A 24,588-nucleotide genomic window follows, 5' to 3' on the forward strand; every position below is an offset into this window, starting at 1 on the left:
GAGCCGTCGGTGAACGGCGTCGCAGCGCCGATTTTCGACGTGCCTCCCGGCGGATCGGCGCATAGCCTGTGGCGCGACCGCTTCCTCGCCCGGCTGGGCGGGCAGGCGGTCGGATCAGGCGACAGGGCGGACCGCCCGGCGATGGAGAGGACGGATATGACCGAAGGCGATATATTTGCCGTGCCGGCCGCGGTGGAGACGGCGGTGTCGCGGCGGCATCTGGTGGCGGGCTCGCTCGGCGTCGGCGCAGCGCTCGCCGCGCCGGCGCGTGCGGCGCAGACGCCGGGACGGACCGCGCCGCTGACGAGCATCGGCCTCGACCTCGCTTATGAGGCGATCGTGACGCTCGGCCCGGTCGAACAGGTCGGGATCACCCCGGTCGGCAAGCGCGTGCGCATCCCGATCACCGGCGGCACCTTCGCCGGCCCGCGGCTGTCCGGCACCATCCTGCCGGAGGGGATGGACTGGCAGGTGGTGCGCAGCGACGGCTTCACGATGGTCGAGGCGTCGTACCTGATGCGCGAGGCGGACGGCACGCTCATCCACATCTATAACAAGGGACTGGCCGGCAAGGATTATGTCCGCACGACGCCGGTGTTCGAAGTGCCGATGGGCAAGCATGGCTGGCTTAACCAGGCGGTGTTTCTCGGTATGATCGGCCCGGTCCCCGAACGCCGCGATCCGGCGGTGCGGATCACCGTCTACCGGGTCGCCTGAACCGGGTTTCGCGAGAGGAGCTTGCCGTGACGCACCGACTGCTGCTGGCGACGACCTCCGCTTTGTGCCTCACCGTCGGCGCCGCGGTCGCGCTGCACGGCGCGCCGGCGCCGGCCGCGGCGGCGCAGGCCGATGCCGGCCGCAGCGGGACTCGCTGCGCCGCGCTCGCCTCCTGGTCGCGCGGCGGGATTCGCATCACTGCGGCCACCCCGCATGCGGCGGGCCTCGTCGTCGACATCGGGCGTGGCGCACAATCCGCGCCGCTGCCGGCGCATTGCGAGGTCAGCGGGATGCTGGCGGAGCATGTCGGCCGCGACGGGCAGCGGTATGCGATCCGCTTCAAGATGCGGCTGCCCGACCAGTGGAACCGGCGCTTCCTGTTCCAGGGCGGCGGCGGCACCGACGGCAATGTCGACGAGGCGCTCGGCGTGATCGCGGAAGGCCAGCCGCTCGGGATCAGCCGCGGCTATGCGGTCATCACGCAGGATGCGGGGCATTCCAACACGTCCAACGCGGATCCGGCGCGCGGCGGCATGGTCGCCTTCGGCGCCGATCCGCAGGCGCGCGCCGATTACGGCCATGCCTCGCTCAAGGCGAGCTATGACGCCGCGCGCGCGATCATCGCTTATGTCTATGGCGGCGATCCGGTCCATTCCTATTTCGCCGGCTGTTCGAAGGGCGGGCAGGAGGGCATGGCCTTCGCGCAGCGCTATCCCGACGCGTTCGACGGGATCCTGGCGGCGGCACCCGGCTTCGCCCTGCCCAAGGCGGCAATCGCCGAGGCGTGGAACACGCAGCAATTCGCCGCGATCGTCCGCCGGGCGGGCGAGGCGAGCGTGCCGATCGCGCGCCTTGGCGAGAGCTTCTCGGACGCCGACCTGCGCCTCGCCCGCGATGCGGTGCTGGAAGCGTGCGACGCGCGCGACGGCCTCAGGGACGGCATCGTCGGGGCCTTCGCGCAATGCCGCACCGATGCGGTACTCGGCCGGCTGCGCGCGCGCGTCTGCCACGGCGACAAAGCGGCCGGCTGCCTCGCGCCGATTCAGATCGACGCGCTGGCGAAAGCCTATGCCGGGCCGCACGACAGCTGGGGCAGGGCGCTCTACGCCAGCTTCCCGTGGGACGCGGGCCTGTCCGATGACGGCTGGCGGGTGTGGAAGATCGGGCTGGCGGCGCAGGGGCCGCGGCCGATGATCCCGGCGATCAACGCCGCGATGGGCGCGCCCGCGCTGGCGACGATCTTCTCGACCCCGCCGCGCCTGCTCGCCGCGACGCCGCAGGCAGGGATGGATTACCAGCTTGCCTATAACGTCGATCGCGATGCGCCGGCGATCTTCGCCACCGCGCCGGGCTTCGCGCGATCGGCCTGGTCGGATATCGCCGCGCGATCCGAGGATCTGTCCGCCTTCCGCCGCCATGGCGCCAAGATGATCGTGCCGCACGGCGGCTCCGATCCCGTCTTCTCGATCAACGACACGATCGCCTGGTGGAGCGGCGTCGATCGCGCGACGGGCGGCAAGGCGGCGTCGTTCGTCCGCGTCTTCCCGGTGCCGGGCATGGGCCATTGCTCGGGCGGCCCGGCGACCGACCGGTTCGACGCCTTCGATGCCCTGGTCGCCTGGGTCGAGCGGGGCGTCGCACCCGACCGGATCGTCGCCCGTGCGAACCCCGCCTCGCCCTGGCCGGGGCGCACCCGTCCGCTCTGCCCCTATCCGAAGATCGCCAGACCGCGGCAGCCCGGCCACGCCTCCGAACGGGCCGACGACTTCCTCTGCAGCTAGGCCGCGGCGTCAGGCGCGGGCATCGGGCGACGTGCCGCCGATGCCCCTGCGGGCACGGGCGGCCGTGCCTCAGTTGCTATTGAGGCGGACGGTCAGCCCGACCGTCCGCGGCCGTGGTCCGGCGAGCAGCGTCGGGCCGTTAGCCGCGGTCGGGCCGCGATAATCCGAGATATTGTCGGCGAACAGCCGCACCTCGTAGCGATCGAACCGCACCCCGACGCTGGCGCGGTAGAGCTGATACGGATCGAGCGTATCGACCGTCGCATCGCCGTTGCGGGACCGCCCGATCGCGGTGACCGATCCGGTCGCGAACAGGTCGTAGCCGCCGATATCGCGATCGTAGGTGACGTCGCCGCGCCAGTTGAACGGCGGCGTGTTGAGCAGGCGCTGTCCGTCGCCGATGCGCGGATTGGCGGTGCCGAAGGCGGGCAGCACGCGGCTGAACTTCGAATCGTTGACGTTGCCGACCACCGACAGGACCAGCCCCTTGGCGGGCGTCCGCCACGTCGCCTCGACATCGAGTCCGCGCGAATAGCCGTCGCCGAGATTGGCGAAGGCGGCGAGCCCGATCGACGTGTTGAAGGCGCTCTGGATGTTGGTGTAGCGGATGTCGTACAGGCTGACCGCCAGCCGCAGCCCGCCGCCGAACAGCGTCGCCTTCGACCCGATTTCGAGGTTGCGCAACCGGTCTGGGGTCAGCGACAGCGCGCTCGGCACGCCGTCGGCGATCACCGCATCGGCCTGCGCCTTGGATTGCAGGATGCCGCTGCGGAAGCCGGTTCCCGCGTTGAAGAAGACCATCAGATCCTGATCGGGATAATAGGCCAGATTGGCGCGCCAGGTGACCGCGTCGGGATTGGCGTTGCTGAACACGCGCGTGCCGTTCGACAGCGAGTCCGACTTGCGATGATCGTTGAAATAGCGCAGCCCGACCAGCGGCACGAGCTTGCCGCCGAACAGCTGGTAGCTCACCTCCGAGAAGATCGCGTAATTCTCGGTCTTGGTGACGGTGTTGCCCGACAGCGCGAGCGCCGGGAAGTTGATGTCGAAGGTATAGAGGCCGGTCGCATTCTGGTAGAAGACGCCGGCGACGCCGTGGAACGGGCCGGACCCGGCGGTGGCGACGCGGAATTCGTTGACGAAGTTCTTGGCGTCGCCGCCATTGTTGAGCACCCCGATGCCGAGCGGGGCGCCGAGGTTGAGCCCGACCTGGAAACCGCCGGGCAGCGACTTCTGATAGGAGGTCGCATTGGTCAGCGTCACCTTGCCGATGTCGCGCGTGACCGTGCCGGAGAAATAGAGGGCGCGGCGGCGGTCGTAGCCGACGACGTCGCCCTGATAGGCGGCATAGGGCGGATCGACCGAATTGGTGACGTTGAGGTAATTCTGGTCGGTGCTGAAATACCAGCCGCGCAGGCGGACGGTGGTCAGCGCGTCGGGCTTCCACAGCAGCACCGCCTGCAGGTCCTTGGCGACGACGTCATTGGCGTTGCGCGCGCGGGGCGTGCCGGTCGGCGCGCCGGCATAGATGTCGGCAATGCCGGCCTTGTAATCATATCCGCCGCTGATCCGCAGGCCGAGCGTGTCGGTGATCAGCGGCAGCGAAAAGGCCGCCGCGGCGCGATAGTTGATCTTGCTGGCATCGTTGGTCGTCGACACCTCCGCCTCGCCGGCTTCGGTAACGCGGCGCAGATCGGGATTCTTGGTGTGGTAGATGATCGTGCCGGCGGCCGAGCCCTGGCCGTAGAGCGTGCCCTGCGGGCCGCGCAGCACCTCGACCCGGTCGAGATCGAAGTAATTGACCGGCGGCGCGCTCTGATTGTTGGGGACGCCGAAGGGCGTGTCGTCGAGATAATAGCCGACCAGCCCGTCGCCGATCGGTCCGCCCGCGCCCGATCCGCGGAAGGAGAAGATGCGATAGCCCGCGCCGATCTCCTGCGCCTGCGATGCGCCGGGGATGAGCTGGATCAGGTCGGCGCCGTCGCGGACGTTGCGCTCCTTGAGCGTCGCGCCGGTGAACGCCTGGATCGCCTGCGGCACGCGGTTGAGCCGCTCGGCGCCGGTCTTCGATGCGGTGACGATGATGTCTGAGCCGTCGGGGGTCGGCACGTCGCTGGTCGATTGCGGCGCGGTGTCGACCGCCGTGGCGGTGGCGGTCGCGGTCGTCGGCGCGGCGGACGTATCCTGCTGCGCCACGGCCGGGGTCGCGGCGAGTGCGATGGCGCAGGCGCCGAGCGACGCGCCGAGATGGAGGCGCAGGGCGCCACGGGCATGCGACGGGCTGGCGTCTCTGCCAAGCCGGGCGGCACGCATGAAGATCATCATGCTATCCTCTCCTGATCGACCGACCATCTTACGCAATCGGTTGCGCTGGCGTATCACGGCATCCAAAGCCATGCAATACGGCCTGATTTATGTCAGGCCGATGCGGCGAACGCGGCGCGCAGCGCGCCCTTCCAGGCAGCGGTGAAGGCGATGGCGACGCGGGCCTTGGGCGCGATGCCGTCAAAGCCGTGATAGGCGCCCGGCGTGACGTGCAGCTGCGTCGCCACCCCGGCGTCGATCAGCCGCGCGGCATAAGCGATGTCCTCCCCGACGAAGAGATCGAGCGACCCCACGCCGATGAACGCAGGCGGCAGCCCCCTCAGATCGTCGACCCGCGCCGGCACCGCGCCGGTCGGCACCTGGACGCTGCCCGCCGGCCGGCCGAGGAAGCTGGTCCAGCCGAAGCGGTTGGCCGCCGCATTCCAGCCGATCGTGCCGATGAACGGCGGCACGGCCCGCATGCTGCCGGTGCGATCGTCGAGCATCGGATAGATCAGCAGCTGATAGCAGAGCGGCACCGTGCGCCGGTCGCGCGCCGCGATCGCCAGCATCGCCGCCAGCCCGCCGCCGGCGCTCTCGCCCATCACCGCGATCCGCCTGGCATCGACGCCCAGCTCGGCCGCATGGGCGTGGAGCCAGACGAGCGCGCTGTGGCAGTCGTCGAGCGGCCCGGGAAACGGCGTCTCGGGCGACAGCCGGTAATCGGCTTCGACCACCACGCAATCGAGTTCCTCCGCCAGCCGCTGCGACGCGACGATCGTGTCGGCGACCCGGCCAAGGATCATGCCGCCGCCGTGGATATGGAGGATGGCGGGGCGGGGCGGCGTGCCGGACTTGCGGTTGATGACGATGACGCCGACCGGCGGGGATCCGGCGATGCCGGGCGCGACCCGTCGTTCGACCGCGGCGGCGGGCGGCGGCAGTGGAGACGGTGCCGGCGGCAACGTCCGGCGGATGGCGCGGACCGCGTCGGGGGTCAGCGGATCGGGCAACGGGCGGGAAAGGATCATCCTCGCGCCCACGCGCAATTCGGGATCGACCCGCGCCAGGATCGCTGCGTCGCCTGCCGGCGATTGCGCCGCTGCCAGCGACGGCAGCGTCGCCGCCGCGGTGATCAGGCCGAAGTGGAAATCCCGCCGTGTCAGGTCCATCGCTGCATCCTCCCGATATCCGGCGCTGTCGCGCTCTCGTCGGGAGGGTGATCGAAAACGCCGTCTCCGACAAGAGCCTCGCGACAAAACTCGCAAACGATTGCGAGCAGCCGTCAGTGACGGTGCATCCAGGCATCGAACAGCGCCAGCCACTCACCGTTCGGCGCGCCGGGTGTTCCCAGGCCGAAACCGTGGCCGCCGCGCTCGAACAGGTGGATCTCCGCCGGAACCTTCGCCGCGCGCAGCGCCGCCAGCATCATCAGGCTGTTCTCGGGCGGCACCGCCGTGTCGTCGAGCGCATGGACGAGGAAGGTCGGCGGCGTCGTCGCATCGACGTGGCGGTCGGGCGAGCGCTGCGCGACCAGCGCCTCGTCGGGGGCGGGGCCGAGCAGGTGTTCCACGCTCGCCGCATTGGTGTAGCGCGCGGCAAGGGTGATGACCGGGTAGATCAGCCCCGCCGCCGCGGGACGCGGATCGATCGTGTCGATCGCATCGCGCGGCGCATAGACGCGCTCGCCGAATCCCGTCGCCAGCGAGGCGGCGAGGTGACCGCCCGCCGAATAGCCGACCACCGCGACCGCCTCCGCCGCGAAGCGATACCGTCCCGCCGCCGCGCGGATCACGCGCATCGCGCGCTGCGCATCCTGCAGCGGTACGGTCGCGCGGTGGCTCCATCCTTCGCCGGGCAGGCGGTGGATGAGCACGAAGACGGTATAGCCGCGCGCCGCCAGCGCCTGCGCGGTGTCGCCGCCTTCATGCGTGCCGACGATGAACGTATAGGCGCCGCCGGGGATCAGCAGCACCGCGCGGCCGTTGCCCGACTGCGGCCGGAAGACGTGCAGCGTCGGGCGCGCGACGTTGCGGAAGAAACCCGGCGGGCTGTCCGGCGGCAGCGGCTGCGCGGCGAAGCCGGTCTCCGGCGGCGTGCCCGGCCACAGCGGCAGCGTCTCCGCCGCCCGCCACGCCGCCGACAGCGGCCCGAGCGGCCCCGGCGCAGGTTCGGGCGCACGCTGCGCCGTCGCGGCCTGCGGCAGCGCCAGCCCCGCGCCGGTCGCGGCGAGCAGGGTGCGGCGGTCGATCGTCGGTGGGAAGCGCATCAGCCGCGCCCCCCGAAGGCCGTGGCGGGCCCGCTCGGGCACGCGCCGGTACAGTCGCGCGCGACCCGCGCCTGCGACGCCCCGGCATCGAAGGCGTCGGGCGTGACATGGGCATGGGCATGGGTCGGCCCGCCCGCGGTGATCCGCCGATGCCCTTGGCGTCGTGTCAGCATCGTCTCCCCCCGCCGCAGCCGCTGCAATCGATTGTTCGGAACTTATCCCGCTTCCGGCAGCATCGCAACAGACGCGGCGCGACCGCATCGCGGCAGCGCCTCGACGCCGCGCTCCTGACCGGACCACGCACCGCATCGATGGTTCACCAGCGATTCAAACGATTATCATCGCTGCTCCGTCCGGCTTACCCTCATCGCAAACAGCCGAGCCGGAGACATTCGCCGGGCGATCATCCGCCCGCGGCCGTCATTTGCCGGCGCAAGCAGGAGAGACCTCGCATGACGACCATAGACCGGCGGGCCATGATCGCGAATGCGGCGATGATACCGCTGGCCGGCGCGGCGGCGACGGTCGGCCTGACCCCCGCGCCGGCGGCCGCCGCGCCGCGCGTCTTCCCGCCCTCCTTCCTGTGGGGCGTGGCGACCTCCGGCCACCAGACCGAGGGCAATAATACCAACAGCGACGTCTGGGCGGTCGAGCATCTCACCCCGTCCAACTTCAAGGAGCCGTCGGGCGATACCTGCGACAGCTTCGAGCGCTGGCCGGTCGACCTCGACATCGTCCGCGGTCTCCACCTCGACAGCTATCGCTTCTCGCTGGAATGGGCGCGGATCGAGCCGGAGCCCGGCCAGGTCTCGATCGCGATGCTCGATCACTATAAGGCGATGATCGACGGCTGCCGGTCGCGCGGGATCAAGCCGATCGTGACGTTCAGCCACTTCAGCTGCCCGCGCTGGTTCGCCGCCGCCGGCGGCTGGACCAACCCGGAGGCGCCGCAGCTGTTCGCGCGCTTCTGCGACCGCGCGGCGCGGCATCTGGCCGGTGCCATCCACGCCGCGGCGACGCTGAACGAACCCAATCTGATGCGCCTGCTGCGCTACAAATTGCCCGCCCGCGCGCTGGCCGGCAGCGATGCGGTGCGCGCGGCGGCGGCGCAGGCCTATGGGTCGGACCGCTTCGTCGCGATGATGATCGAAAGCGCCGCGCAGACCGAGGCGGCGCTGCCGATCATGATCGCCGCGCATCACGCCGGGCGGGCGGCGATCAAGGCGGTGCGCTCCGACCTGCCGGTCGGCGTGACGCTCGCCATCGAGGACGATCAGGCGGTCGGCGCACCCGAGGCGCGCGATCGCAAGCGCCGCCTCTGCTATGCCGACTGGCTCGAGGCGGCGCGCGGCGACGATTTCGTCGGCGTGCAGAATTACGAGCGGTCGCGCATCGGCGCGGAGGGCCGGCTGCCGCCCCCCGCAGGGGCGATGCTCAATGCGTCCGGCGCGGAAATCTATCCACCCTCGCTCGCCGGTGCGGTGCACTATGCCTGGGACGTGGCGAAGGTGCCGGTGCTCGTCTCCGAACATGGCGTCAACACGCAGGACGACCGGCAACGCGCCGCGCTGATCCCGGCGGCGCTGGCGCACCTGCACGACACGATGGCGCAGGGCGTGCCGGTGCTGGGCTATTGCCATTGGTCGCTGCTCGACAATTTCGAATGGATCTTCGGTTACGGCCCCCGCTACGGGCTGGCGAGCGTCGACCGGACGACGTTCCGGCGCACGCTCAAGCCCAGTGCGCATGTTCTCGCCGCGATCGCCCGGCGTCGCGCGGTCTGAACACCCGCGCATATGCCAGGCGATGGTAAATCCTGGCTCCCTGCGCCATTCCGGTAGCAGGAGAGGGCGTCGGCGGCGGCACGAGGCCCGGCGGAGAAGCGCATGCGGCTGGACAAGTTCGACCTCAATCTGCTCGTCGCGTTCGAGGCGCTGATGGCGGAGCGCAGCGTGACGCGCGCGGCGCAACGGCTCAATCTGACCCAGTCGGCGACCAGCGCCTCGCTCAAGCGACTGCGTGAGGCGTTCCAGGACGAATTGCTCGTCCTCCACGGCAAGACGATGATCCCGACCCCGCATGCCCTGTCGCTCGCGCCCGAGATCGCCAGCGCGATCGTCCTGCTCAAGAATTTGATCTCGTCCGCGACCGGCTTCGATCCCGCCGTCTCCGAACGGCGGTTCCGCATCGTCGCGTCCGATTACACCACGACGGTGTTCATCCAGCCGCTGCTCGCCCAGTTGCGGCGCGAGGCGCCGCACGTCCGGCTCGACCTGCTGTCGCCCCGCGAGGACACGTCCGATCGATTGGCCAAGGGCGAATATGATCTGTCGATCGTGCCGATCGAATTCGCCGACCTGCGCCACCCGACCGAGGAATTGTGGCGCGAGCGGCACGTCGTCGTCGGCTGGCGCGACAATCCGATCTTCGCGCAGCCGATCGGCGTCGACGCTTATGCCGCCGCCGGTCACGTCGTCGTCCAGATCGACGGCCGCAACACCTTCATCGAAAACGCGCTGTCGCAGCGTGGCCTGCTGCGCAAGGTGGAGGTGGCGGTGCCGTCCTTCCTGCAGGTGCCCTGGCTGTTGCCGGATACGCTGCGGCTGTCGCTGATGCACGAACGGCTGGCGATGCTGATGGCGGAGCGGCTCGACCTGCGCATCGCGCCGTTGCCGTTCGATATTCCGCCGATGATCCAGGTGCTGCAATATCATTCGACCCGGCATCTGGACCAGGGCCTGCGCTGGCTGCGGACGCGCTGCCACGCCGTCGCCAGATTCGCGCCGCCGCCGCCGGATCACAAATCGGAGTGATGGAAAACGAGCTAAATTAACAATTTTCCCGAATGCCGCCGGTTCCATATCACCCTGTCAACAGACGGCGACAACGCCGGAACATTGGGAGGATGTATGAAGCGCACTGCGGTTCTGCTCGCGTCGGCGGCTGCCCTGGTCGGATCGCCGGCCTTTGCCCAGGCGGGCCAGATCGTTCCGACCGAAACGCCCGGCGCGACCCGGCCCGATCAGCCGGCCGAGGCGGATCAGGGCGTCGGCGCCAATGCGCAGGCGCAGGCCGCGGCGCAGGACAGCGGTCAGCTCGAGGACATCGTCGTCACCGCGCAGAAGCGCGAACAGCGGCTGCGCGACGTGCCGGTCGCCGTCACCGCGCTCACCGCCGACACGCTGATCGCCCGCGGCATCAACGACGTCGCCGCCGTCACCCGCGCGGTCCCGAGTCTCACCGTCACGCAGACGGATGTCGCGACCTCGAACAGCATCAACATCCGCGGCATCGGCACCAATGCGTTCAGCATCGGCGTCGAACCGGCGGTGGCGGTGGTGCTCGACGATGTCGCGCTGCTGCAACAGGCGCAGGCCTTCTCCGGCCTGTCCGACATCGCCCGGATCGAGGTGTTGCGCGGGCCGCAGGGCACGTTGTTCGGCAAGGGCGCGTCGGCGGGCGTGGTCAACATCGCGTCGCAGGCGCCGTCGTCGAAACTCGAGGCGGGCGTCGCGACGCAACTCACGACCGACCAGGAATTCCGGCTCGACGGATCGATCTCCGGTCCGGTGACCGACTGGCTCGGCGTGCGCGCCAATTTCTTCGTCGTCGACCGCGACGGCTATATCAACAATCGCGCCGGCGGCGACCGGCTCGGCGGCGAGAAGAGCAATGGCGTGCGCATCCGCGTCGACATCGACCCGACCTCGCGGCTCAACATCGCGCTGATCGCCAGCACCTCGCGCAACGTGACCGAGCCGGTGCGCACCTTCCGCTATATCCAGTCCGCCAATACGCGCATCTTCGCGGTGCAGCCCTATTTCGCCGGCAATCTGCTCGCGCCCGGACTGGTCGGGATCGTGCCAGGGACCGGCAATTACGAGACGCGGGTCAACGTCCGGCCGAAGAGCGACAGCGAGCAGTCGCTCTACATCGGCCGCGCGACGCTCGACCTCGGTTTCGCCAATCTGATCTCGGTGACGGGGTATCAGACCTGGGATCTGGCGACGCGCGAGGACACCGATCTGACCGACCTCGCCTCGATCGCCGGCAATGCCGGCGGCGTCAGCCAGATCTCAGACTATAACGCGCGGCAATTCTCGCAGGAGCTGCGCCTCGTCTCGAGCGGCGGCGGGCCGTTCAGCTATGTCGGCGGCCTCTATTACGCCAACGGCCATACCGATCGCAGCTTCCAGCGCTTCGCTTTCGGGCCGGGCGCGCAGCAATGGACGGGCCGGGCCGGGACCGAGAGCTATGCCGCCTTCGGCCAGGCGACGCTCAACATCACCGGCACCACCCATGTCGACGGCGGCATCCGCTTCAACCGCGAAACCATCGACGTCCGCTTCACCGATCTGCGGTCGAGCGCGACCGCGGCGACCTGCGGCACCGGCTGCGCCGGCGACAGCAGCGACGACCAGATCACCTACAAGGCGGCGCTGCGCCAGGACCTCAACCGGTCGACGATGGTCTATGCCTCCTATGCCACGGGCTACAAGGGGCAGGGCTATGACGTGTCGAGCGGCTTCACGCCGACCCGCGCGTCGACGCCGATCCGCCCCGAACATTCCAAGGCCTATGAGGTCGGGCTGAAGGGCCAGTTCTTCGACAATCACGTCCAGCTCAACCTCGCCGGTTTCTGGACCGACTATAAGGATTTCCAGACGCAGACCGCGGCCAATGTCGGCGGCGTGCTGACCTTCCTGCTCGCCAACGCGCCGCGCCTGCGCAGCCGCGGCATCGAGGGCGACGTGTCGATCCGCCCGTTCCGCGCGCTGCGCCTCGACGGCGGAGCCTCCTACACCGACGCGCGCATCCAGGAATTCTCGACCGCCACCTGCTATCCGGGCGAACCGTTCGTCGTCGGCACGGTGGCGACCACGCCGGGCGTCTGCGTCGGCGCGACGACCTCGACCGGCGTGCAGAATCTCGCCGGTGCGCGGCTCGCCAATGCGCCGAAGTTCAAATACACCGTCTCGGGGACGTATGACGTCACCCTGCCCAGCCTGCCGTTCGATGGCTTCGTCCAGGCCGACTGGTCGTATCAGAGCTCCGTCAATTTCGACATCGGCGGCAATCCGCTGACCTTCCAGCGTGGTTACGGCGTGCTCAACGGCAGTATCGGGCTGAAGGCCGATGACGGGCGCGGCTATCAGATCAGTCTCTTCGCCAACAATCTTCTCGACAAACATTATGCGACGCAGATCACCGCCGCATCGGGAAGCAACACCGACGCCGGCGTCACCAACACCGGGCTGGCGACGGCACAATTCCTCAGCCGCGACTCGCGCCGTTACTTCGGCATCCGGGCGCGGGTGCGGTATTGATCGGTGGTTCGCCGGGTGAAATCTCAGGGGGAGGCGAAACGATGGATGCGATGAAGATCCTCGTGATCGGCGGCGGGATCGGCGGACTGACCGCGGCGATCGCCTTGCGCCGGCGCGGCGACACGGTCGAGGTGGTCGAGCGCGATCCGGGCTGGTCGGTCTATGGCGTCGGCATTATCCAGCAGGCCAATGTCGTCCGCGCGATGGCGCAGCTCGACCTGCTCGACGATTATCTGTCGGCGGGCGTCGGCTTCGACGCGGTCGAGGTGTTCGTGCCGAGCGGGCAGAAGGTCGCGCGCATCCCGTCGCCGCGGCTGGTCGAGGACCGGCCGGCGAACGTCGGGATCGGCCGACCGGCGCTGCACCGCGTGCTGGGCGACCGCGCGCTGGCGAGCGGCGCGACCGTGCGGCTGGGGATCATGCCGACCGATCTCGCCGATGACGGCGACGGCGTGACGGTGACCTTCTCCGACGGTAGCCGCGGCCGCTACGATCTCGTCATCGGCGCGGACGGCGCCTATTCGCAGACGCGGGGCAGGCTGTTCCCCGATGCGCCGGTACCCGAATTCACCGGCCAGGCGGTGTGGCGGTACAATCTGCCGCGGCTCGCCGACATGGACGCCTTGCAGGTCTATAACGGGCCGAACGGCGTCGGGCTGGTGCCGATCTCCGCCACGCTGATGTACCTGTTCGTGACCACCAGCGAGCCGGGCAATCCCTTCTACCCCACCGAGGGGCTGGCGGCGGCGATGCGCGGCAAGCTCGCCGCCTCCGCGCCGGCGATCCGCGCGCTCGCCGAGGGGATCACCGACGATGCCGGCGTCGTCTACCGCCCGCTCGAAGCGCTGCTGGTCGAGGGGCCATGGCACAAGGGGCGGGTCGTGCTGCTCGGCGACGCGGTGCATGCGACCACGCCGCATCTCGGGCAGGGCGCGGGGATGGCGATCGAGGATGCGATCGTGCTCGCCGACGAACTCGGCCGGCATGACACGCTGGCGGCGGCGCTGACCGCCTATCGCGACCGGCGCTTCGATCGCTGCGCCTATATCGTGCGCTCGAGCCTCGCCATCTGCCACGGCCAGATCGGGCGCGCCCCCGCGGTCGACAATGCCGCCGCGACCAAGGCCATGTTCGACATGGTCACCGCCCCGATCTGACCCCCCCCCATCGACATGATTGCGCACAGGAGCTGATGTGATGAGCCGAGTGACCGAAATCCGTTACGTTGGCTATGCGGTGGCCGACCTCGACGCCGAACGTGCCTTCTATCGCGACGACTGGAAACTGATCGACGCGGGCGAGAAGGACGGGATGGTGCATTTCGCCGCCGAGGGCCATGACGAGAATTATGTCGTCCGGTTGCGGGCCGACGACACCAACAGCATCGACGTCATCGCGCTCGCCGCCGACGGCGATGCCGATGTCGAGGCGCTGCACGACCGGGTCGTCGCCGCCGGCTGCCGGGTGATCTTCGCCCCGCGCGCGCTCGATACGCTCGGCGGCGGCTATGGCTTCCGCTTCTTCTCGCCCGACGGGCTGCCGTTCGAAGTGTCCGCCGGCGTCGACCGGCGCACGCCGCGCCAGCTCAACCGCTGGGAAGGCATCCCGCAGAAGATCAGCCATATCGTCCTGCATTCTCCGGATCATCGGGCGATGGTGCGCTTCTTCGTCGAGGTGCTGGGCTTCCGGGTCAGCGACTGGCTCGGCGATTTCATGTGCTTCCTGCGCTGCAACAGCGCGCATCACCGGCTCGCGCTGCTGCCGGGGCCGGCCTGCCTCAACCACGTCGCCTATGACATGCTGACGGTGGACGACATGATGGCGGGCATCCGCCGGCTGAAGCGTGCCGGCACCGACATCCTGTGGGGGCCGGGGCGGCATACCGCGGGCAACAACACGTTCAGCTATTTCACCACGCCGAACGGCTTCGCGGTCGAATATAGTTCGGAGCTGGAGCACGTCGATTTCGACGCGCATGTCGATCAGGTCCATGCCCCCGGACCGACGACGATGGACCAATGGGGGATCGGCGTCGGCGGCCCGCAGACGATGCCGCATCCCAAGCCCGATCCGCGCCTGTTCACCGCGGCGGGGGTCTGATCCGATGGCGTTGTTCGAATATTTCCCGAACTACATCTGGAATCTGTCGGTCGCGATCGCGCTGGAGAGCGGCGGGCGGATCGGTGAGATCGTCGATATGTGCCAGCCGATCCGCGATGCGGCGGCGGGCGGCGGCGATGCCGGCACGCCGCAGTTCATGGCGCGCTGGGTCGAGATGGGCGACCGGCTGATCGGCCTCGCCGACGAGGATGTCGCGGCGGGCCACGGCTATTCCGCCGCCGCCAAGCTCGACCGCGCCGCTCTGTACCTGCTCGTCGCGGAGCGGATGCAGGCGCATGGCTCGGCGGGGCGCGAGGCGACCTACGCGCGTGCGCTCCGGGCCTTCGGCGATGCGACGCGGCTCGGCGGCCTCAGCCGCGAACGGGTCGAGATCCCGCTGGAGCAGGGCCATATGCCCGCGCTCTTCACCCGCGCACCGGGGGCGGGGCGGAAACCGGTCGTCGTCTATTGCAACGGGCTCGACAGCTGCAAGGAGCTGCTGTTCTGGTCGGGCCTGCCCGAGGCGCTGGCGCGGCGCGGCATCTCGACCCTGTGCGTCGACCAGCCGGGCACCGGCGAGGCGCTGCGCCTGCAAGGCCTGCCGGTCGATCCGCACAGCGAGCATTGGGCGTCGCGCGCCGTCGACTGGCTGGAGGCGCAGGACGCGGTCGATCCGGCGCGGATCGGCATGACCGGCATCTCGCTCGGCGGTCATTTCGCGCCGCGCGCGGTCGCCTTCGAACCGCGGTTCGCGAGCGGTGCGGTCTGGGGCGCCAACCACAATTGGGCCGAGGTGCAGCAGAAAAGGCTGCGGCGCGAGGGCGAGAACCCCGTCCCGCATTATTGGGCGCACGTCATGTGGACCTTCGGCGCGGCCGACATGGACGATTTCCTCGCCAAGGCCGAGGCGATGACGCTGGACGGCGTGCTCGACCGCATCCGCGTGCCCTTCCTCGTCACCCATGGCGAGAAGGATCGCCAGATCGCGCTCGACTACGCGCATCAGACGCGCGCCGGGCTGGTCAACAGTCCCAGGGTCGGCTTCAAGATCTTTACCGCCCGCGAAGGCGGCGTCGAACATGTCGGCGCGGACAATATGAGCTACGGGCGGGACTATATCGCCGACTGGTTCACCGACACGCTCGGCGGCCGCGCCGGATGAATGCCGTCGCCGCGCCGCGCCCGGCCTTTCCCGATGCCGGCTATCTGTACCGCGAGACCGCGATCAGCGTCGCGATCAACGCGGTGCTGAGCCTGATCTTCTTCCTGCTGGTCTTCGGCACCCCGGCCAGCGTGCGCGTCGCGGGGGCGGGCGGCTATGGCATGGATTTCGTGCCGCAGAGCCTGATGATCGCGCTGATGGCGTCGCTCGTGCCCGGCGCGATCGCGGCGGCGAAGCTGCGCCGCGCCGGGCTGGCGGCGGCGGAAGCGCGCGCGGCGTTGCTGCGTCGATCGCTGGCGACCGCGCTGCTGGGCGCAGGCGTGGGGGCGGCGATCGGCTGGCTGCTCGCCCTCCTCCTGCCCGTCGCGGCGATCCCGCTTGTGCCGGCGCTGTTCGCCAAGATCCTCTACGGCGCGCTGCTCGCCGCGATCGTCACTCCCATCGGCCTGCGCCGGGCGCTGCGCCGGCCGTACCGCACCAAGGAACCGCGATGACCCGCCGCCTCATCGATCTGTCGATCACGCTCGATCCCGACGTCATCACCGATCCGCCGTTCATGCGGCCGTCGATCACCTATCAGACCCATGCCGAGACGGTCGCCGAGGTGCAGGGCTTCTTTCCCGGCCTGACGGCGGAGCAGATCCCCGGCGGCCTCGGCTTCGCCGCGTCGGAGACGCTGACGCTGACCACGCACAACGGCACGCACCTCGACGCGCCGTGGCATTATCACCCGACGATGGACGGCGGCGCGCGCGCGATCACCATCGACGAGGTGCCGCTCGACTGGTGCCTGCGCCCCGGCGTCAGGCTCGACTTCCGCCATCTGCCCGACGGACATGTCGTCACCGCGGCGGAGATGGCGGCGGAATTCGCGCGGATCGGCTATGACCTGCAGCCGTTCGACATCGTCTTGGTCAACACCGCCGCCGGCGCGGCGCTCGGCGGGCCGGACTTCCTCGGCAAGGGCTGCGGCATCGGCTATGAGGCGACGATGTGGCTGACCGGCCGCGGCGTCCGCGTCACCGGCACCGATGCGTGGAGCTGGGACGCGCCCTTCGCGCTGACCGCCCGCAAGGTCGCCGAGACGGGCGACACCTCGCTGATCTGGGAGGGGCACAAGGCCGGCCGCGACATCGGCTATTGCCATATGGAGAAGCTCACCAACCTCGACCAGCTGCCCGACTTCGGCTTCACCGTGTCCTGCTTCCCGGCCAAGGTGAAGCGCGGTTCGGCGGGCTGGACGCGCGCGGTCGCGATTTTCGAGGAGGCGGCATGAAGCTCGCGACGCTCGCCGACGGCAGCCGCGACGGGACGTTGCTCGTCGTCTCCGCGGATGGCCGGCGCCAGTCGCGCGCCGGTGCGATCGCGCCGACCTTGCAGGCGGCGGTCGACGATTGGGCGACCGTCGCACCGTCGCTGCGGGCCTTGGCGGCGCGGCTCGATGCGGGCGGCGGCGATCCGCTCGATCCCGCTTCGCTGCTCGCGCCGCTGCCGCGCGCCTGGCAATGGCTCGACGGGTCGGCGTTCACCACGCACGGCACGCTCATGCAGCAGGCGTTCGGCCATGATCCGATCGCTACCGATCGGCCGCTCATGTACCAGGGCCTGTCGCACCGCTTCCTCGCGGCGCAGCAGGACGTGCCTTTCCCGTCGGAGGCCGACGGCATCGATTTCGAAGGCGAGTTCGGGATCATCACCGACGACGTGCCGATGGGCTGTTCCGCCGCGGACGCGCTGGCGCATGTCGTGCTGATCGTCCTTATCAACGACTGGTCGCTGCGCGCGATCGCCCCGATCGAGATGAAGACCGGTTTCGGCTGGGTGCAGGCCAAACCCGCCTGCAGCATGGCGCCGTTCGCGGTCACGCCCGATGGCCTGGGCGACGCATGGCGCCACGGGCGCGTCTGCCTGCCGCTGCGGGTCGAGGTCAACGGATCGTGGTTCGGCGATCCGGACGGCGGCGCGATGGCGGTCGGCTTCCATGATCTGATCGCGCATGCGGCCCGCACGCGCGACCTGCCGGCGGGGACGATCATCGGTTCGGGGACGGTTTCCAATCCCGATTACGATCGCGTCGGCTCGACCTGCCTGTCGGAGCGACGGGTGATCGAGATGCTGGCACGGGGCCATGCACAGACGCCCTTCCTGTCCTTCGGCGACCGCGTCGCGATGATGGCGGGCGGCGCGGCGACGTTCGGGCGGCTCGATCAGCGGGTGGTGCAGGCGGCCATGCCCGGCACGGCGGCGGTATGACGGTTCGGGCGGGCGGCTGCGCGAGCGGTGAACCATCAGGATATGCGGAAGGACGGGCATCATGCGCGCACGCTCACTGTCGATGATCCTCATGCCGGCGATGGCCGCTGCGGCATCCGCCAGCGAGCCGGCGCCGGTGGTGCGGACAAACGCGGGCCCGGTGCGCGGCGTCGTCGCGGATGGCGTGCGGCAGTGGCTGGGCATCCCCTTCGCCGCGCCCCCGACCGGCCCCGACCGCTGGCGCGCGCCGCAGCCGGTGGCGCGCTGGTCGGCGGTGCGCGAGGCGCGGGCATACGGCCACGATTGCGCGCAACAGCCGTTCCCCAGCGACGCGGCGCCGCTCGGCACGGCGCCGTCGGAGGATTGTCTCGTGCTCAACGTCTGGGCGCCGCGCAGCCCGCGCGCGCGACTGCCGGTGATCGTCTGGTTCTATGGCGGCGGCTTCGTCAACGGCGGCTCGTCGCCGGCGACCTATGCGGGCGCACGCCTCGCGCGGCAGGGCGCGGTGGTCGTCAGCTTCAACTATCGCGTCGGGCGGTTCGGCACCTTCGTCCATCCCGCGCTCGAAGGCCCAGCGAGCGCGCGCGCATCGGGCAATTACGGCTATATGGACCAGCTCGCCGCCTTGCGCTGGGTCCAGGCCAATGTCGCCGCCTTCGGTGGTGATCCGCGCAACGTGACGATTGTCGGCGAAAGCGCCGGCGGCATGTCGGTGCACACGCTCATCACCTCGCCGATGAGCGAAGGCCTGTTCGCGCGCGCCGTCGTGATGTCGGGCGGCGACGGCGAGAGCGGCGCGGCCACCCGTGATGCGGCGCAGGCGGCTAGCCTCGCCTTCGCCGCGGGCCAGGGCATCGCGGCCGACGCCCCCGACGCGGCAACGCGATTGCGCGCGCTCACCACGGATCAGGTCGTCGACGGCCTGACCATGCGCGCGCTGTTTCCGGGGAGCGGCACGCCGCGTACCTTCGCCTCGCCCTATCCCGACGGCACGATCGCGCTGCCGGTGGCGGCGACCTATCGCCGCGGCACGTTCTGGCATGTCCCGGTCATGATCGGCGCGACCAGCAACGACATCGGCGGACCGGACGGCATGATGATCCGCGGTGCCCGCACGCTCGCCGGGCTGATCGCGGATGCCGGGGTGCCGACCTATTATTACCGTTTCTCCTATGTGGCCGGGTCCGTGCCGGGCGGCGGCGGCGCCGGCCACGCCACCGACGTTCCCTTCTTCTTCGATACGCAGCGGGACAAATATGGCGCGGCGACGACCGCGCGGGACGACGCCATGGGTCGCCTCATCAGTCGCTACCTCATCAATTTCGCCACCTCCGGCGATCCCAACGGGGCCGGCCTGCCGGCGTGGCGGCGCTATGACCGCAACGTCGCGCCGATGATGGACTTCACCGCGAGCGGCACGGCCGTGGCGGGCAGCGAGGCTGCACGTTAGTCATGCGGACGGCCCGGACGCACAATGCCCCGCACCGGCCGGCGCGCCAGCGCCGTCCACGATGCGGTCGAACGAGGAGAGGCAGATGACATCCCGATGGATTGCCGCGGCGATCGGCATGGCGATCGCCGTACCGGCGGCGGCGCAGGCCGATCGCGCCACCATGACGCTGGCGCAGGGCTGGCAATTCCAGCGCGGCGGCACGGTCGATCCTGCCGCGGCAGCGACGGCGGGCGGGGCATGGCAGCCGGTGTCGGTGCCGCATACGTGGAACCGCGTCGGCTATTATCTCCCCGATCCGCAGCAGCATCGCAATCACGCCGATACGGTCGACAAATATCAGGGCGTCGGCTGGTACCGGCTGAGCTTCACCCCCGATGCCGCCTTCGCCGGCCGCCGCGCCTGGTTGCAGTTCGACGCGGCGAGCCGCACCGCCGAGGTCTGGCTCAACGGCCGGCGGCTCGGCGCGCATCGCGGCGGCTTTTCGCGCTTCCGCCTCGACGCGACCGACACGCTGCGTGCCGGCCAGACGAACGTGCTGCTGGTCAAGGTCGACAACAGCCAGCCCGAGCCCGGCTCGGCGACCGCCGACGTGCTGCCGCTGGCCGGCGACTTCTTCGTCCATGGCGGGCTCTACCGCCCGGTCAGCCTGATCGCCACCGACCCGGTCCATATCGACATGATGGAGGACGGCGGCAGCGGCATCCTCGCCGCCACCCGCGCGATCACCCCCGCCGGCGCGACGATCGACGTGCGCGTCCGTGTCCGCAACGATAGCGCCCGCCGGCAGGATGCCGTCACCACCGTCCGCCTGCTCGATGCCGACGGCCGGACGGTGGCGCGCGCGACGCGCCGCGCCGGGCTCGCCGGCCATGCCACCGCGGCGGTCGCGCAGTCGCTCGCGGTCGCCGATCCGCATCTGTGGAACGGCGTCGCCGATCCCTATCTCCACCGGCTGGTGGTGGAGGTCACCACCCCGTCGGGCGCGGTGCTCGACCGGGTCGAGCAAGCCTTCGGCATCCGCGAGCTGCGCGCCGATCCGCAGCGGGGCTTCCTGCTCAACGGCAAGCCGCTGCGCCTGCACGGCGTCGGCTATCACCAGGATCGCGAGGGCAAGGGCTGGGCGATCAGCGACGCCGATGTCGAACAGGATGTCGCGATCATGCGCGAGATGGGGGTCAATACGATCCGCCTGACGCATTACCAGCACGGCCAGACGATCCACGACCTCGCCGACCGGTACGGCCTGATCGTCTGGGACGAGATCCCGCTCGTCTCGAAATGGACGCTCGGCAACGATCTGGTCGCCACCGACGCGCTGCGCGCCGACGCGCGCCAGCAGCTGCGCGAACTGATCCTTCAGAATGCCAACCACGCCTCGGTGGTCAGCTGGGGCATCGCCAACGAGGTCGATTTCGGCAAGTCGATCCCGGCGTTCATCACCACCCGCGACGGTGCCGCGCCCGATCCGCTGCCGCTGCTGCGCGAGCTCGACGCGCTCGCCAAGGCGGAGGATCCGTCGCGCGCCACCGCGCTCGCCACCTGCTGCGAGCGCAATATCGGTCCCACCTCCGACGTGCCGATCACCGCGGTGGCGGCCGATCTCGGCGGGGCGAACCGCTATTTCGGCTGGTATTACGGCAAGCCTGCGGACCTCGGCCCGCACCTCGACGAACTGCACGCCAAGCGACCGGCGCAGCCGCTCTCGGTCACCGAATATGGCGCGGGCGGCGCGACGACGATCCACACCGATGATCCGCTCGGCGGGCCGATCGATGCGCGCGGCCACGACCAGCCCGAGGAATATGAAAGCTACATCCACGAACAGGCCTGGGCGACGCTGGCGCGCAAGCCGTATCTGTGGGCGAGCTGGCTGTGGAATTCGTTCGACTTCGCGACGACGGTGCGGCGCGAGGGCGATGCGGTCGACATCAACACCAAGGGCCTCGTCACCTACGACCGGCAGATCCGCAAGGACGCTTATTATTTCTACAAGGCGAACTGGACCGAGACGCCGACCGTCCACATCAACGGCCGCCGCTACGTCGACCGCGCCTATCGCGTCACCGACGTGCGCGTCTACAGCAACGCCCCGCGCACCGAGCTCAGCGTCAACGGGCGGGTCGTCGGCACGATGAGCGATTGCGCGGAGCGGATCTGCGTCTGGCGCGATGTCGCGCTCACCGCCGGCGCCAATCGCGTCGTCGCGCGCGGCCTGTTCGCGGGCGGGGCGCAGGACGATCGCGTCGACTGGCAGCTGTCGCCCGACGCGGCGCAGGCGGTGCGGATCGACAGCGGTGCGCTCGTCGCGCCGCAGGTCGCCGGCAAACGCTTCGGTTCCGATGCCTTTTTCGACGGCGGCACCGCGGGCAGCGTCAACCCCGCCGCCGGCTATGGCCCGCCGCCGCCGAGGAAGGTGGTGACCGGCACCGCGGGCGGGGTCGTCGCCGAAACCTATCGTCAGGGTCGTTTCGGCTATCGCATCCCGCTCGCCCCCGGCCGCTACGCGCTCGACCTCACCTTCGTCGAACCGTCGCTCGCGGCGGGGGCGCGCCAGTTCGACGTCACCGTCAACGGCCGCCGGGTCATCGCCGCGCTCGACGTGGCGGCGGCAGCCGGCGGGCCGTTGCGGGCGATCACCCGGCGCGTGTCGGTCGAGGTCGGCGACGGCGTGCTTGACGTGCGCTTCGTGCCGGTAAAGGGCGAGGCGATCGTATCCGCGCTGGAGATTTCGCGATGACCGCAGACGTCACCCGAGCCACCGCCTCGGCCGCGGCATCGTCGCGATGACCGGACAGGCGCGCGGGTGGCGCGCGATACCACTGCGCTGGCGCCTGATCGCGCTCGTCACCTTGGGGACGATCCTCAACTATCTCGCGCGGTCGACGCTGTCGGTCGCGGCACCGCAGCTCAAAACCGAATTCGGCATGACGACCGAGGATTACAGCTGGGTCGTGCTCGCCTTCCAGGCGAGCTACACGGTGATGCAGACGGTGGCGGGCAGCGTGCTCGACCTGCTCGGCACGCGGCTCGGCTTCTTCCTGTTCGCAGTCGGCTGGGCGCTCGCCAACATGGCGCATGCGCTGGCGACCGGCTGGCCGAGCCTCGCCGCCTTCCGCGCCTTGCTCGGCGCGAGCGAGGCGGCGGCGATTCCGGCGGGGGCGAAGGCGGTGTCCGAATGGTTTCCGCCGCGCGAACGGCCGCTCGCCACCAGCGTGTTCCAGATGGGCACCAGCGTCGGCAATATGGTGGCGCCGCCGCTCGTCGCCTTCTGCATCCTGGCGTTCGACTGGCAGGCCGCCTTCGTGGTCACCGGCGGGCTGAGCCTCGCCTGGGCGCTGCTCTGGTATTGGGGCTATCGCAGCCCGGCGGACCATCCCGCACTCGGCGAGGCGGAGCGTGCCACGCTGGCGGCGGCACAGACCGAGGACGTCGGCGACAAGCCGGCGACGCGCGCCGACCTGCTGCGCAGCCGCAGCTTCTGGGGAATCGCCATCCCGCGCTTCCTCGCCGAACCGGCGTGGCAGACGTTCAACTTCTTCATCCCGCTGTATCTCGTCTCGGTCTGGCACCTCGATCTCAAGAGCATCGCGCTCTGGGCGTGGATGCCGTTCCTCGCCGCCGATTTCGGCAGCCTCGCGGCGGGGCTGCTCCCCGGCTGGCTGATGCGGCGCGGCGTACCGCTGGTCGCCTCGCGCAAGATCACGATGACCGTCGGCGCCGCCTGCATGATCGGGCCGGCGTGCATCGGCCTCGCCGCAACGCCCGGCATGGCGATCCTGCTGTTCTGCGTCGGCGGTTTCGCGCATCAGATGCTCAGCGGCGCGCTTATCACCCTGTGCGCCGACATGTTCGACAGCCGCACCGTCGGCACCGCGAGCGGCATGGCGGGCACCTCGGCCTGGGTCGGCGGCATGCTGTTCACGCTGCTGATCGGGCAGAGCGCCGACGCCTTCGGCTACGATCCGCTGTTCGCGGCGCTCGCTGCGCTCGACCTCGCCGCCGCCGCGGTGCTGTGGAGCCTGTTGCGCGCGGCGCGGCGGGGGTGAGGGACGCGGCACGCGGCGGCCTGCCGCGGCGCGGACCTCAGGGTTGCAGCCAGGTCAGCGCGTCGAACTCGCGGGCGAAGCGCACGCGCGCCGCACGGCCATAGACGCGCTGACCGCCGGCGCCGTTGGTCAGCACGACGAGGCTGGTGCCGGCGCTCAGATCGGTGACGAACAGGTTGCAGACGCCGTCGTTCTGCCCCCAATGCCAGGCGAAGCGCCGCGCGCCCGCCTGTTCGAGGCCCCAGCCCAGCCCCCAGGAGAGCGCGCCCGCGACGCGCACGGTCGGCGTGTTCATCGCCGGGAAGCGGCGCGCGAAGCGGAGGAAGCGGGCATAGTCGCCCGCGGTGGTCCACAGGCCGGCGGCCATGTTCGGTATCAGGAAGAGCGGCAAGGCCGGCTTGCCGAGCGCCTGCGCCGCAGCGACCCTGTCCGCCTCCGTCCAGCGTTCGACGGATCGCGCGGGCCCCGCGTCGCGCGCCGTGCGGAAGGCGGCAGGGCCCTTGTCCGTCATCACCGCGGCACCGGCATCATGCGGCCAGGCGACCGCGCCACCGTCGCCGATCCAGCCGTAGCCGCTCCGCGTCATCCCCGCCGGCACCAGCACCAGCCGGCGGACCAGCGCGGCGGCACTCTCGCCGGTGATCGTCTCGGCCAGCCGGGCGAGCAGCGCATAGCCTTCGCCCGAATAACGGAACGCCGATCCGGGCGTGAAGCCGCTGACGAGGTCGCCGGGCTCGGTGCGCCAGTTGAGCAGGCCACCGGCATGGGCGAGCAGATGGCGCGGGGTGACGGCGCGGGTCGCGGCGTCGCGGGTGAAGGGGATATGCGCGACGACGGGTGCGTCGAGATCGATCCGGCCTTCGGCGACGAGCGCGTGGATCGCTGCGGCGAGCACGGGCTTGGACAGCGACGCCGCCTCGAACACCGTGTCCACGGTGGCCGGGGTGACGCCCGCCCTCGCGTCGCCTTCCGCATAGCTGTCGATCCGGTCACCGTCGAGCAACGCCCAGCTCGCCCCCGGCACGTCGGCCAGTGTCATCCACGGCTTGAGGAGGAACGGCGGCGGTACGGCGCCGCGTGCCGATGCCGGTTCCGGGGCCGGCGCGACCGTCGCGGCGAGGCCGCCGGCAAGTACAAGGCGGCGTGTCGGCGGGCGCGTGGAGCGGTCGGTCATCC

General features: G+C 70.2%; 19 protein-coding genes. 14 read left to right on the forward strand and 5 right to left on the reverse strand.

Going from position 1 to position 24,588, the window contains the following annotated elements:
• Nucleotides 1-9 precede the first annotated feature (9 nt).
• Nucleotides 10-717 carry a DUF3237 family protein gene (locus tag V8201_RS15590; protein WP_336545867.1) on the forward strand — a complete coding sequence of 236 codons (708 nt, stop codon included), beginning with the start codon at nucleotides 10-12 and terminating at the stop codon, nucleotides 715-717.
• A gap of 26 nt (nucleotides 718-743) precedes the next feature.
• The gene (locus V8201_RS15595; protein WP_336545868.1) at nucleotides 744-2,498 is read left to right on the forward strand and encodes a tannase/feruloyl esterase family alpha/beta hydrolase; all 1,755 of its coding nucleotides are present in this window, start codon (nucleotides 744-746) and stop codon (nucleotides 2,496-2,498) included.
• 69 nt (nucleotides 2,499-2,567) lie between these two features.
• On the opposite strand, the gene V8201_RS15600 is transcribed toward V8201_RS15595, so the two are convergent.
• The 4 genes from V8201_RS15600 to V8201_RS15615 form a co-directional block, all read right to left on the reverse strand.
• Nucleotides 2,568-4,823: a TonB-dependent receptor gene (locus V8201_RS15600; RefSeq protein WP_336545869.1), complete on the reverse strand. Its 2,256-nt coding sequence runs from the start codon at nucleotides 4,821-4,823 to the stop codon at nucleotides 2,568-2,570.
• 92 nt (nucleotides 4,824-4,915) lie between these two features.
• Complete coding sequence (locus tag V8201_RS15605) at nucleotides 4,916-5,974, reverse strand: alpha/beta hydrolase (protein ID WP_336545870.1); 1,059 nt, start codon at nucleotides 5,972-5,974, stop codon at nucleotides 4,916-4,918.
• Between the two features lie 113 nt (nucleotides 5,975-6,087).
• The gene (locus V8201_RS15610; RefSeq protein ID WP_336545871.1) at nucleotides 6,088-7,071 is read right to left on the reverse strand and encodes an alpha/beta hydrolase; all 984 of its coding nucleotides are present in this window, start codon (nucleotides 7,069-7,071) and stop codon (nucleotides 6,088-6,090) included.
• A complete protein-coding gene (locus V8201_RS15615) occupies nucleotides 7,071-7,244 on the reverse strand; it encodes a hypothetical protein (protein ID WP_336545872.1) in 174 nt (57 codons plus the stop codon). The genes V8201_RS15610 and V8201_RS15615 overlap by 1 nt, the downstream gene beginning before the upstream one ends.
• Before the next feature lie 279 nt (nucleotides 7,245-7,523).
• On the opposite strand from V8201_RS15615, the gene V8201_RS15620 reads away from it, so the two are divergent.
• The 12 genes from V8201_RS15620 (at nucleotide 7,524) to V8201_RS15675 (ending at nucleotide 23,412) form a co-directional block, all read left to right on the forward strand.
• Nucleotides 7,524-8,855, forward strand: coding sequence for a family 1 glycosylhydrolase (locus V8201_RS15620; protein WP_336545873.1), 1,332 nt, complete (start codon nucleotides 7,524-7,526; stop codon nucleotides 8,853-8,855).
• Nucleotides 8,856-8,957: 102 nt separating this feature from the next.
• Nucleotides 8,958-9,884 carry a LysR family transcriptional regulator gene (locus V8201_RS15625; protein ID WP_336545874.1) on the forward strand — a complete coding sequence of 309 codons (927 nt, stop codon included), beginning with the start codon at nucleotides 8,958-8,960 and terminating at the stop codon, nucleotides 9,882-9,884.
• A gap of 96 nt (nucleotides 9,885-9,980) precedes the next feature.
• Nucleotides 9,981-12,398, forward strand: coding sequence for a TonB-dependent receptor (locus V8201_RS15630; RefSeq protein WP_336545875.1), 2,418 nt, complete (start codon nucleotides 9,981-9,983; stop codon nucleotides 12,396-12,398).
• 41 nt (nucleotides 12,399-12,439) lie between these two features.
• Nucleotides 12,440-13,555 carry an FAD-dependent oxidoreductase gene (locus V8201_RS15635; protein ID WP_336545876.1) on the forward strand — a complete coding sequence of 372 codons (1,116 nt, stop codon included), beginning with the start codon at nucleotides 12,440-12,442 and terminating at the stop codon, nucleotides 13,553-13,555.
• Nucleotides 13,556-13,595: 40 nt separating this feature from the next.
• Entirely contained in the window at nucleotides 13,596-14,498 is a 903-nt protein-coding gene (locus V8201_RS15640) for a VOC family protein (protein ID WP_037531771.1), read from the forward strand.
• 4 nt (nucleotides 14,499-14,502) lie between these two features.
• The gene (locus tag V8201_RS15645; RefSeq protein ID WP_037531772.1) at nucleotides 14,503-15,660 is read left to right on the forward strand and encodes an alpha/beta hydrolase family protein; all 1,158 of its coding nucleotides are present in this window, start codon (nucleotides 14,503-14,505) and stop codon (nucleotides 15,658-15,660) included.
• Nucleotides 15,657-16,154, forward strand: coding sequence for a hypothetical protein (locus V8201_RS15650; RefSeq protein WP_336545877.1), 498 nt, complete (start codon nucleotides 15,657-15,659; stop codon nucleotides 16,152-16,154). Before V8201_RS15645 ends, V8201_RS15650 begins: the two co-directional genes overlap by 4 nt.
• On the forward strand, nucleotides 16,151-16,936 hold the full coding sequence (locus tag V8201_RS15655; protein WP_336545878.1) for a cyclase family protein: 786 nt from the start codon (nucleotides 16,151-16,153) through the stop codon (nucleotides 16,934-16,936). The genes V8201_RS15650 and V8201_RS15655 overlap by 4 nt, the downstream gene beginning before the upstream one ends.
• The gene (locus tag V8201_RS15660) at nucleotides 16,933-17,913 is read left to right on the forward strand and encodes a fumarylacetoacetate hydrolase family protein (RefSeq protein WP_336545879.1); all 981 of its coding nucleotides are present in this window, start codon (nucleotides 16,933-16,935) and stop codon (nucleotides 17,911-17,913) included. Before V8201_RS15655 ends, V8201_RS15660 begins: the two co-directional genes overlap by 4 nt.
• A gap of 61 nt (nucleotides 17,914-17,974) precedes the next feature.
• The gene (locus V8201_RS15665; RefSeq protein ID WP_336545880.1) at nucleotides 17,975-19,363 is read left to right on the forward strand and encodes a carboxylesterase/lipase family protein; all 1,389 of its coding nucleotides are present in this window, start codon (nucleotides 17,975-17,977) and stop codon (nucleotides 19,361-19,363) included.
• Between the two features lie 85 nt (nucleotides 19,364-19,448).
• The gene (locus tag V8201_RS15670) at nucleotides 19,449-22,103 is read left to right on the forward strand and encodes a glycoside hydrolase family 2 TIM barrel-domain containing protein (protein ID WP_336545881.1); all 2,655 of its coding nucleotides are present in this window, start codon (nucleotides 19,449-19,451) and stop codon (nucleotides 22,101-22,103) included.
• Between the two features lie 46 nt (nucleotides 22,104-22,149).
• On the forward strand, nucleotides 22,150-23,412 hold the full coding sequence (locus V8201_RS15675) for an MFS transporter (protein ID WP_037531781.1): 1,263 nt from the start codon (nucleotides 22,150-22,152) through the stop codon (nucleotides 23,410-23,412).
• Nucleotides 23,413-23,449: 37 nt separating this feature from the next.
• Here V8201_RS15675 and V8201_RS15680 read toward each other — a convergent pair whose 3' ends face one another.
• Complete coding sequence (locus V8201_RS15680; protein WP_336545882.1) at nucleotides 23,450-24,586, reverse strand: serine hydrolase domain-containing protein; 1,137 nt, start codon at nucleotides 24,584-24,586, stop codon at nucleotides 23,450-23,452.
• Between the last annotated feature and the right edge of the window lie 2 nt (nucleotides 24,587-24,588).

The sequence above is a fragment of the Sphingomonas kyungheensis genome, from assembly GCF_037120395.1.
Taxonomy (GTDB): Bacteria; Pseudomonadota; Alphaproteobacteria; order Sphingomonadales; family Sphingomonadaceae; genus Sphingomonas; species Sphingomonas kyungheensis.